This window comes from Arcobacter roscoffensis, assembly GCF_024267655.1.
GTDB classification, from domain to species: Bacteria; Campylobacterota; Campylobacteria; order Campylobacterales; family Arcobacteraceae; genus Arcobacter_B; species Arcobacter_B roscoffensis.
Genome location: NZ_CP100595.1, coordinates 2,791,603 through 2,802,569, shown reverse-complemented (window position 1 = coordinate 2,802,569; position 10,967 = coordinate 2,791,603). Strand labels below are relative to the sequence as shown.

Genomic DNA, 10,967 nt, shown 5'->3' with positions numbered 1-10,967 from the left:
TTTGAACAGCTAAAACCACTTTTTAAGTCTTAAGTTTAAAGATTCATCTATTCTACCTTCAAAAATATTGCCAACTATAAAATAGTTAAGGACCAGTTTCAAATGGGCATAAGCATTCTGTATGTCATATACAAAAGCTTAAGCAAACTATTTTCATTTAGTTTTTGTAAGCTTTCTAAACTGTTTATGAACAGATTTAATGATGTTAGAGGTATAAATAATTCTTCTAATATCTTCAAGATATTTAAGTTTTAGTAAAAATCTTTATCTTCATATTTATAGTTTCTATATAAAGTAAAATAGTTAATGTTTTTTTGGAAATCATTATTCAAAAAATTTGTAAGATATTCTATTAAATCTTGTACTTTATATCGATCTGTGAAAAAAAAGCTTAGAGGGATGTTAAATGGATAAAAATTTACGTCATAATATTCTTTTACATATTTTTTAATTTCATCATAATTAGTTTGACCTTTATTAATTAAATGACTTATTTTTTTAATAAATTCATCAGCATCATTAATATTAAAGTTTCTAAATATATAATTCCTATTCAAATAATCTTCATTTGAAAAATAAATAATTAAAATTCTTTCTTGTTTATATTCAATTAATGAATAAGAAAAGTAAATACAATAACTTGATTTATCGTAAATTAGTGTAGTTGAATAGTCTAATATATTTTGATCTATAGCATAAGAAATTAGTTTAAAACTGTAATTATTTGAAAGTGATTCTATAACTTTTTTATGAAAAGTTTCATATTTATCATTTGTAATATAATTGCTATAATAGTGTTCTAGTTCTATAGTTTTATATGCACTTATCTGTGTGTTTTTATTTGTAGCATAAAGTATATGGGAAAAATAATTTGGAATAGTTGTAGTAAAATTTTCTACAATATGGATATTATCATATGTTAAGATATTTGCATGGATCATTAATGTTCCTATGTAAGGGAAATAGCTTTTTATTTGCTCATTTGGATTTATAACTTTTTGAAAGTAATGATAATTATACATCTCTTTTATCCTTTTATCAAAAAGTATTCTCGATAAAAATTTAATTGCTTCTTTACTTATATTTTTATTGCAAATTAACTTAAGTATATTACTAGATCTGTGCATTTTATTACAAGTATTTTCATTAGTAGGATTTATATTTAAAAATGTATAAGAATCAATTACTTCTTCTATTCTTGCTGAAAATAACATCTTTTCAATAAATTTATCTGAAAGATAAAACTTGTTCAAAATTTCTTTACATGGAATGAATAGTTTAAATTGTGGAAAAATATATAAATAACCATATTCTTCTTTGTTAAAATACTCTTTATCTTTTATTTCAACTATTTCATTTAATTTGTATAATTTCTGAAAATAATGTGTAGTAATCATAAATCTTGAATTATAAGATTTTCTCAAACTGTAAGTATGCATTTAAATTTACCTTTGTATATTTAAGTTTGTTGTTGTATATTTAAGTTTGTTGTTGTAAGTTACAACAACTGCAATTGTTCTATACTCTTGACAAGCTTTATGAGCAATAGCATCTACACCCATAGCAGCACCACTTACAATAGTTATACCATGTAAAGATAACTTTGATGATAGTTTATGTGTAAACTCTTTAGTGTAAGAATTTGGTTTTCGTGTACCTACTATGGAAACCATAGGGGTTTGAATAAGTTGGGTATTTCCTATATAAAAAAGATTTTCTGGATACTTTTTCATATTTTCAAGTTGGGGGATTTTTAAATCAATGGTTTTAATCATAAATAACTCACTATAATAAAGTAAGTTATTATATCAATATTTTATAAATAAGGCAATTCGTTTACAAAAATTGGCTCTAGTCCTTTAAGTAGGTGTTTTGATTCTCTTAAAACTTTTATAGTCATATGGTGAGGATGCCCAATAGCTATGGCATAACCTCTCTTTTTAGCTATTTTAATAGCTTTTTTTAGTTGGTTTTGAATATAAGCATACTCTTTTTTATTATCTATAAAAGTGTTTCTTACAATATAAGGCATATTATATTTTTTAGCCATTTTTTTAGCAACTGATTTTGCTGTTGTTCTACTATCTACAAAGATAAAGTTATACTTTTTTAAAGCTCTAAATAGTTTATCCATAGCTTCTTCATTTTGTGTAAATACTGAACCTGTATGATTGTTAGTAAAAACTGCATTTGGATACCATTTTCTTAAGTCTTTAACTCTTTGTTCTATATGTTCGTAAGAGTGAGTTATTTTTAAGGTATTTTTTTCTGGACCTTTAAATTTACTTGAAGCTTGCATAGGAAAATGAATCATATGAAAAGGTAAGTCTTGAGCAAGTTTCGCTGAGTTTGGATGACCCTTTGTTGGTGGTAAAAAGGCCATATTTACTTTATATCCTATATCTAAAATAGCTTTTTTTTGTCTAGTTGAACTTACATCATCAATCATAATTACTATTTTAGGTTTACTTACACCATCATATTTATATAAAGATTTTTTTAAGAACTGCGATTTGTCATCTTTTTTTTCTTCCTTTATCACTTCTTTGATTAAAGGCTTTTCTTCTATTGTAACTATTTCTTCTTGTTTCTTTTTAATCTCTTCTTTAATAGTTTTTATTGGTTTATCTATGTGGTCTTTATTAAACTCTTGTGTGTACTCTTCAAAGGCATCTTTTGGGTTTTCTTCTAGTTTAAAAAACTCATCAAGTTTTTTTTCTTGAAATTGTTTAACACTTTTTTCTTCTACAATATTTTTAGGAGTATCTTTTTTTTCATTTTGCATAATAAAGTAGCTAAGCGCTGAAGCTATAAATGCAAATAAAAATACTAATAAAAATATATTTATTAGTTTTACTTTTGATATAGAACCGTTTTTTTTAGTTTTTTTGGGTGATTTTTTTCTTGTTTTTTTAGTCATGGAAGAAAGTATTTAAGGAAGATAAATCTTCCTTAAATTAGATTAGTTTTTGTCTAAGTCTACGATTTTGTTAGATGCAATCCAAGGCATCATAGATCTTAATTGTGCACCAGTTTGCTCAATTTTAGAAGCTCTAGAGTTCTTTCTCTCAGCGTTCATTCTTGGGTAACCAGCTTGACCTTCTAAGATGAAGTCTTTTGCAAATCTACCATCTTGAATTTCAGTTAATAATTCTTTCATAGCTGCTTTAGACTCATCATTGATGATTCTTTTACCAGCAATATAATCACCGTACTCTGCAGTGTTAGAAATAGAATATCTCATATCAGCGATTCCACCTTCATACATTAAGTCAACGATTAATTTTAACTCATGTAAACACTCGAAGTAAGCCATCATTGGATCATAACCAGCGTCAGTTAATGTTTCGAATCCAGCTTGAACTAATGCAGTAGCTCCACCACATAATACAGCTTGCTCACCGAATAAATCAGTTTCAGTTTCGTCTTTGAAAGTAGTTTCAATAATACCAGTTCTTCCACCACCTACAGCTGATGCGTAAGACTTAGCTAATTCTAAAGCAGAACCAGAAGCATCTTGGTGAATAGCGATAAGATCAGGAATTCCCCCACCTTTAACAAACTCAGATCTTACAGTGTGACCTGGAGCTTTTGGAGCAACCATAATTACATCGTTAGATGCTTCTGGTGCAATTCTTCCATAGTGAATGTTAAACCCGTGTCCAAATGCTAATGTAGCATCAGCTTTTAAGTTAGGCTTAATTTCGTTTGCATAGATATCAGCTTGATTTTCATCTGGTAAAAGAATCATTACGATATCAGCTTCAGCAGTTGCTTCAGCAACAGTTTTAACAGCGAAACCTTTAGCTTCAGCTTTAGCCCATGAAGAACCATTTTTTCTTAAACCAACAACAACTTCAACACCAGAATCTCTTAAGTTTTCTGCGTGTGCGTGACCTTGTGATCCAAAACCAATCATTGCTACTTTTTTTGATTTAACTAATTCAATATTACAATCTTTGTCGTAGTATACATTTAATGCCATTACTTAACCCTCAGTAAAAATTTTTGTAATTATATCAAAAAAAACTGAAAGTTTAGGAAAAGTAGTTAAAATTGACTAATTAGTCTAAATAATTACATCTTAATAACATTAAATAACAATAATTCAAAAGAAATTTAGATAAACTACATATTAAAAACTTAGAAAAAATAAGGAAGCTATAAATTGTATAGTTCAATATTTAAAAAAATATTACAAAATAAAGATGATTTTACTACTGATGAAATGATTAAGCTAGAAGAGCTTATAGAAGAAGAGATTATACTAAAGCAAGATGATAAATATCTATTAAACTCTAAATATAAAGTAGGTTTTATAAAGCTACAAAACAAAAGAGCAAGATTAAAAGACTTATCTAACGAGCACAAAGATATAAGTTTAGATTTTGAGCACTTATCAGGTGCTTATGATGGAGATTTCGTTTTAGCAAAAAGAGTATTTAATCCTAGAAGTAAAGTCAAAGCAAAAGTATTAAGAGTATTAGATGGTAAAGATGGAGAAGTCCTTCTTTATATAAAAGATAAAAAATTTTATACAATAAAAGAGAATATAGAACTTGAAAACAAAGGTGCTTCAAAATATGAAGAAGGGGATGTTTTATTAGTAGATAATAAAACATTGGATTTAATAAAAAACATTGGAAATATAAAAGATCCAAAAGTTGACGAATTTATATCTTTACATCTTTATAATGAGACAGTAAGACTTGAAAAACCTTTAGAAGTGAATGCTATTATGGATGATGAAAAACAAAGAGTTGATTTAAGAGATTTACCTTTTTGTACAATAGATCCAAATAGTGCAAAAGACCATGATGATGCTATCTATTATGATGAAAAAGATGCAATTTTATATGTAGCAATTGCTGATGTTTCATATTTTGTAAAAGAGGGCAGTGAACTTGATAAGTTAGCCTTTAAAAAATCAACTTCTGTATATCTTCCTGGCAAAGTTTTACCTATGCTTCCAAATGAATTAAGTGAAGATATGTGTTCATTAAAAGAAGGAGTTGATAGGTACTCTTATGTTTTTAAAATGCATTTAGATTTAGAGAATAAAGATGTAAAAAAAGCAGAACTTTTTGAAGCTATTATTAACTCTCATAAGAAGTTTTCATATGGAAGAATTGATAGGGTTTTAGAAGGACATCTTGATCAGTATAATAATATAGAGAAAGAAATTTTTAATTACTTACTACCTTTGTATGATGTAACTAAAAGTTTTAGAGCAAAAAGACTTGAAAAAGGATATGACTTTAGAACAAGCGAATTTAGACTAAAGCTTAAAAATGGACAGCTTTTTGGTATAGATGAAGAAGAATCAACAGCTTCACATCAATTGATAGAAGAGTGTATGCTTTTAGCAAATATTCAAGCTAGTAAAAAAGTAAATAGCATTGGAATTTTTAGAATACATGAAGAACCACCTTTTAAAGCCATATCTCAATTAGTAGATGATGTAAATATCTTAGGTGTTAAAGTAAAACTTAAAAGTGATGTGCATGATACAATTACTCATATTCAAGATAAAGCCTCTCATAGTGTATTAAGTGAAGAGATTGATGAGCTTATTATTCATGCACAAACACAAGCAAAATATAGCTCTAGAAATTTAGGGCACTTTGGTTTAGGCTTTAAGTCATATTCTCATTTTACTAGTCCTATTAGAAGGTATTCAGATTTAGTATTACATAGAATGCTAAAAAGTAAGAATACTCCTGAAAACATAGATGAGATTTGTGAGTATATCTCTACAAGAGAGCGTGAAGTTGATAAACTTGTTTGGGATTTTGAAGATAGAAAGTATGCTAGATGGGCAGAAAAAAATATTGGAACAGAAATAAAAGTAAAAGTTATTGATATTGAAAGGAATAAGGCTGTTTGTTATGATAAGGCTAAGGGAATGAAAGTTACTTTAGAAAACTATAAAGGACAGATTTTATATTCTAAATTAAGAGTGAAAATAAAAGAAGCTAATGTTCTTACAAAACAAATAATTGCTTCAATTAAGTATTAATTTACTCTCTTAAATTTGTAAAAAGTTTAGGTATTTTATCTTTTATAATATATTGACCTATTAAGTTGTGTCTTTTGTTTATTAAGATAGGTGCTACAAGATTTACTATTGATTTTTCAATAGGATCTTGAAGTACTACAGAAAAATATATATCAAAATCTTCTCTTGCTCTAATATGCATTTTTTCTAAGATTTCATCTTCAATATTAAAATCAAAAGCGGCATGTTGTAAATACTTAATATTTACTATTGTAAAATTGATTAAATTCTCTTTATCAAGAATCAATGTTGAAAAATAATCATCTAGTTTTTCTAATTTTACATTTTTAGTTTCATCAAATCCCAGTAAGGGAATAGTAATTTCGTACATTTAAAGCCTTTTTTGTAGTGACACAATTTTATTGAAAGTATACTTAGGATATGATATATTTTATGTATAGAAACGAATTTGATAATCATTTAAAACAGAATAAAAAATTTAATGCTTATATGTTTTTTGGTCAATCAACTTTTTTAGTTGAATATTATGCTTCTAAAATATTAGCATTACATGGTAGTAAAGAAGACGTAGAAAAACTATATTTTGATGATTACGATTTCAAATATGCAAAAGATAAGCTTTTGCAATCTTCACTATTTTCTGACAATAATATACTTTTAATAAAATTAGATAAAAAAAGACCTAAAAAAGAAATCATGGAGCTTATAGAAGCTTGTAATACAAATAGTAACAGTACAGTTATCTTCTCATGTTTAGGAGATAGCGAATTTAAAACTATGGGAACTTACTTTAGTGATAAAACAAATTCAGTTAGTATTAGAATGTTCTCTCCTGCAAATCATGAAGCTGTAAAAATTTTAGAAAATGAAGCTAGGACTTTGGGTATAAACTATGAAGTTTCTGCTTTAAATCATCTATTTTTTATGCATAAAAATGATTTATCTTTATGTATGAATGATTTAAAAAAACTTGCTGTATTAGATGTAAAAATTACTTCAAATATAATAAATAGCCACTGTTTTGGAATAGGTGATGTATCTTTTGAAGACTTTTTAAATGATTTAATTCAAGGAAAAGATATAAGTGATGATTTACAACTTTTATTAGAAGAGGGTGTAAATGAGATATATCTTTTATCACAAGTAACTTCTTATGTACAACAATTATTTATGATAAGTTCATATGCTAGAACAATGGGTGCTCCAAATCCAAAAGAGATATTAGGTTTTGTTCCTCCAAAAAATATTTGGGAAAAGAAATCAAAATTAGCAATAAATATTAAGCCAGAAGTCTTTGCTGATATGATGGAATATCTACTAGATATTGAACTAGATTTTAAAACTTCAAAAATCACTAATCAAAACTTGTATTTACAAGCAACTCTAAGAAAGTTTACAGTTTTATTTAGATAAAATCACGGACTTTACAAAAATTCATCCTTGCTGATATTAGGAAATGTAAAGATACCGGCAAACACTATAAGGAGAAAAATAGATGTCAAAATTAAAACATTACGAAACAATGTTTATTGTTAAACCTACTTTAACTGAAGAAGAGACTCAAGCTCAAATTGAAACTGTAAAAGCAAATATTGCTAAAAATGGTGGAGAAGTTGTATCTTGTGACGATATGGGAACTAAGCAATTAGCTTACGAAATTGAAGGAAACAAAAGAGGTTATTACTTTGTAATTTACTTCAAAGGTGAGCCTACAAGTATCAAAGAACTTGAAAGAAACTACAAGTTCAACGAAAACATCATTAGATTTATTTTCATTAAATATGAAAACAAAAAAGAAATCGCTGCATGGACTAAAATGAGCGACGAGGCAGCTAAAAAAGCTAACTAATAAAATAAAGACAGGAACTACTTATGTATAACAAAGTAATTATGGTTGGAAATCTTACTAGAGATATTGAACTAAGATATTTACCTTCAGGTGCAGCTATTGCTAAATCTGCTATTGCAACTTCATATAAATATAAAACATCTACGGGTGAACAAAAAGATGAAGTTTGTTTTTTAGATTTTAATATTTTTGGTAGATCAGCTGAAGTTGCTAATCAATACCTAAGAAAAGGTTCTAAAGTTTTATTAGAGGGAAGACTTGTATTTGAACAATGGACTGCTCAGGATGGAACTAACAGAAATAGACACTCTTTAAGAGTTGACACTATGAAAATGTTAGATTCTAAGAGTGATTCAATGAATAACACATCTGGGGACAACCAAGGTTATAATCCACAAGGTGGATCGTATAATCAACCAGCTGCAAATCAATACAATAATATGAATTCTCAAAATAGTAATACGCAAAACAACTATGGTGGTATGAACAATCAAGCACAACAAATGCCTGAACAAAAAATACCTGAAATAGATATAGACGAAGATGAAATACCGTTCTAGAAAAAAAGGATTATAAAATGGCTGAAAGAAGAAAATACGGAAAAAAATATTGTAAATACACTGAAATGAAAGTTGATTTCATTGATTACAAAAACACAGATTTATTAAAGATTTCTATGTCTGAAAGAGGTAAAATTATGCCTAGAAGACTTACTGGAAACTCTAAAAACTCTCAAGAAATGGTAGAGAAAGCAATCAAAAGAGCTAGACACATGGCTTTAGTTCCTTACATTGTTGATACTAAAAACGTTACTGATTCTGCATACGCTAGATAAGTATAAGTTTTTATAAATCTAAAAGGGGAAGAGGTTTTACCTCTTCCCCTTTTTTTTTATATGTTACTATGGAGAATTTATTAAAAGAAGCATTACGTTTGCGATTTGAATATTATAATCTTTATGAAAATAAAGAAGATAAGTGGCATAAAAAGTATGAAAACCATGACTTATATAAAGTTGTAGTAAAAAGTTTTAAATATGATTTTAAGCAAATAGCACAAAAGATGCCAGAGTTATTAAAAAAGAGTTTATAAAAGAGGAAGAATCCTCTTTTATTTTTAGTTAATTAAGTGCATAAAGTGCATATGTTTTTCGTATTGATCAACAATATCACTTCTAATACTATCTTTCTCCCAAGCCATAATGTCATAGTCTTGTCCACCTTCAATTAAGTGAACAATTGCACAAAAGTATAATTCATCCTCTGCTCTTTCTTCTTCACTTTTATCTTCATTTACAAAAGCAGGCTTAATTCTTGATATATTTTTTACTTCATATAAGAAGTTTTTATTTTCACCAAAATTAGTCTCTTCTCCAAGGTTTACAACTAAACTTACAGTATCGTTAGTTTCATTCATTTTTACTTCTACATCAAACTCATTTTTTCTTAATACTTTTGCAACATCTTCCATAGCTGGTTTTACAACTTTTTCTAAGAATCTTCTAACATTCTTTTTAGTTGGATAGTTTACAATATTATTAAGTCTTTTATCCCAGTCTTCTGAATTAGTTGTTGATGATGCCATAGTTGTAGAGTATTGTAAACTCTCTTTTTTTGCAATATCAAGTCTTAATGCTTTTATAAGTCCATAAGTTGCAACTAGTAAGACAATACTAAATGGTAAAGCACTAGCAATGGTCATGGTCTGCAAGGCAGCTAAGCCTCCAGCAAGGATTAAAACAGATGCTACTACACCTTCTCCTACAGCCCAATAAACTCTTTGCCAAATTGGAGTATTATCATTACCGTTTGAACAAAGCATATCAATTACCATTGAACCTGAATCCGATGATGTAACAAAGAATACAATAACCATAATTGTTGCAATCACAGAAGTAAAAGCAGCAAAAGGAAAGTTCTCTAAAAATGCAAATAGTGCAACAGTAACATCATTTGATACAGTTGTTCCAAGTTGTGTAATTCCATCAGCTAGAATTAGATTAATAGCTGAATTTCCAAAGAATGTCATCCACATTAAAGTAAATCCAGTTGGAACTAATAAAACACCCAGTGTAAACTCTCTAATTGTTCTACCTCTAGAAATTCTAGCAATAAACAGACCTACAAATGGTGACCATGATATCCACCAAGCCCAGTAAAGAATAGTCCATCCTCCAATCCAATCAGTTTTTTCATAGGCAAATAGATTAAAAGTACTACTTAAAATATTTGAGGCATATGAACCTATGTTTTGTACATAAGCTTGAAGTAAAAATACAGTTGGTCCAACTACTAAAATAAATAGTAAAAGTCCTACAGCTAATAAAAGATTTAATTCAGATAATCTTTTGATACCTTTATCCAGTCCTGTAGTTACAGATAATGTTGCAAGTGCAGTTACTCCAAGAATTAATATTACTTGAACAGTAGGGCTAACAGGCACATCCCATAAGTAGTTTAATCCAGTATTTACTTGCAAAACACCATATCCAAGAGATGTAGCAACTCCAAATAATGTTCCAATAACTGCAAAAATATCAACAGCATGTCCAATAGGTCCATAAATTTTATCCCCTATAATTGGATAAAGTGCAGATCTTAAAGTAAGTGGTAGATTATGTCTATAACTAAAGAAGGCTAAAATAATTGCAACAATTGCATATATAGCCCAAGCATGTAATCCCCAGTGAAAGAATGTAATTCTCATAGCTTCTCTTGCAGCCTCAACGGTACTTCCATCTCCAACAGGTGGATTTAAAAAGTGCATTACAGGTTCTGCTACACCAAAAAACATTAAACCAATACCCATACCTGCTGAGAAAAGCATAGCAAACCAAGATAAATTCGTATAATCAGATGTTGAGTGATCAGGCCCTAGTTTAATGTCTCCATATTTTGAAAAAGCTAAAAAAGCAACAGTTATTAAGATAATAGCTACAGTTAGTACATAAAACCAACTACCATTTTCTACTATTACAGATTGTAAAGCTTTAAAAAAACTATCTGCTACTTTTGGAAAAACAGAAGCAAAAAGTGCTAAAGTAATAATCAAAGCAGAAGATATAAAAAATACAGTTTTATTTAATTTACTTGTCATTTT

General features: G+C 28.1%; 12 protein-coding genes and 1 pseudogene. 6 read left to right on the top strand and 7 right to left on the bottom strand.

Going from position 1 to position 10,967, the window contains the following annotated elements:
- Nucleotides 1–9: 9 nt before the first annotated feature.
- The 5 genes and pseudogenes from NJU99_RS13270 to ilvC all read right to left on the bottom strand — a co-directional run.
- Nucleotides 10–246 (bottom strand): annotated as a pseudogene (locus NJU99_RS13270) (IS256 family transposase); the annotation flags it as partial.
- Between the two features lie 5 nt (nt 247–251).
- Nucleotides 252–1,439 (bottom strand): hypothetical protein, encoded by a 1,188-nt coding sequence (locus NJU99_RS13265; protein ID WP_254576386.1) that lies wholly within the window; start codon nt 1,437–1,439, stop codon nt 252–254.
- Nucleotides 1,440–1,445: 6 nt separating this feature from the next.
- Nucleotides 1,446–1,775 (bottom strand): DNA-processing protein DprA, encoded by a 330-nt coding sequence (locus NJU99_RS13260; protein WP_254576385.1) that lies wholly within the window; start codon nt 1,773–1,775, stop codon nt 1,446–1,448.
- A 41-nt stretch (nt 1,776–1,816) separates the two neighbouring features.
- Nucleotides 1,817–2,920 (bottom strand): divergent polysaccharide deacetylase family protein, encoded by a 1,104-nt coding sequence (locus tag NJU99_RS13255; RefSeq protein ID WP_254576384.1) that lies wholly within the window; start codon nt 2,918–2,920, stop codon nt 1,817–1,819.
- Between the two features lie 42 nt (nt 2,921–2,962).
- Nucleotides 2,963–3,985 carry a ketol-acid reductoisomerase gene (gene ilvC, locus NJU99_RS13250; protein ID WP_254576383.1) on the bottom strand — a complete coding sequence of 341 codons (1,023 nt, stop codon included), beginning with the start codon at nt 3,983–3,985 and terminating at the stop codon, nt 2,963–2,965.
- Between the two features lie 183 nt (nt 3,986–4,168).
- On the opposite strand from ilvC, the gene NJU99_RS13245 reads away from it, so the two are divergent.
- Nucleotides 4,169–6,019 carry an RNB domain-containing ribonuclease gene (locus NJU99_RS13245; RefSeq protein WP_254576382.1) on the top strand — a complete coding sequence of 617 codons (1,851 nt, stop codon included), beginning with the start codon at nt 4,169–4,171 and terminating at the stop codon, nt 6,017–6,019.
- Nucleotide 6,020: 1 nt separating this feature from the next.
- Here NJU99_RS13245 and fliW read toward each other — a convergent pair whose 3' ends face one another.
- On the bottom strand, nt 6,021–6,389 hold the full coding sequence (fliW, locus tag NJU99_RS13240) for a flagellar assembly protein FliW (protein WP_254576381.1): 369 nt from the start codon (nt 6,387–6,389) through the stop codon (nt 6,021–6,023).
- 62 nt (nt 6,390–6,451) lie between these two features.
- Between fliW and holA the strand changes: the two genes are divergently transcribed.
- From holA to NJU99_RS13215, 5 genes are all read left to right on the top strand, one after another.
- Nucleotides 6,452–7,432, top strand: coding sequence for a DNA polymerase III subunit delta (gene holA / locus NJU99_RS13235; RefSeq protein WP_254576380.1), 981 nt, complete (start codon nt 6,452–6,454; stop codon nt 7,430–7,432).
- An 82-nt stretch (nt 7,433–7,514) separates the two neighbouring features.
- Nucleotides 7,515–7,868 carry a 30S ribosomal protein S6 gene (gene rpsF, locus NJU99_RS13230; protein WP_254576379.1) on the top strand — a complete coding sequence of 118 codons (354 nt, stop codon included), beginning with the start codon at nt 7,515–7,517 and terminating at the stop codon, nt 7,866–7,868.
- 23 nt (nt 7,869–7,891) lie between these two features.
- On the top strand, nt 7,892–8,428 hold the full coding sequence (locus tag NJU99_RS13225; protein ID WP_254576378.1) for a single-stranded DNA-binding protein: 537 nt from the start codon (nt 7,892–7,894) through the stop codon (nt 8,426–8,428).
- 17 nt (nt 8,429–8,445) lie between these two features.
- Complete coding sequence (gene rpsR / locus NJU99_RS13220; RefSeq protein WP_254576377.1) at nt 8,446–8,703, top strand: 30S ribosomal protein S18; 258 nt, start codon at nt 8,446–8,448, stop codon at nt 8,701–8,703.
- A 98-nt stretch (nt 8,704–8,801) separates the two neighbouring features.
- Entirely contained in the window at nt 8,802–8,960 is a 159-nt protein-coding gene (locus NJU99_RS13215; RefSeq protein WP_254576376.1) for a hypothetical protein, read from the top strand.
- A gap of 24 nt (nt 8,961–8,984) precedes the next feature.
- On the opposite strand, the gene NJU99_RS13210 is transcribed toward NJU99_RS13215, so the two are convergent.
- On the bottom strand, nt 8,985–10,964 hold the full coding sequence (locus NJU99_RS13210) for a BCCT family transporter (RefSeq protein WP_254576375.1): 1,980 nt from the start codon (nt 10,962–10,964) through the stop codon (nt 8,985–8,987).
- Between the last annotated feature and the right edge of the window lie 3 nt (nt 10,965–10,967).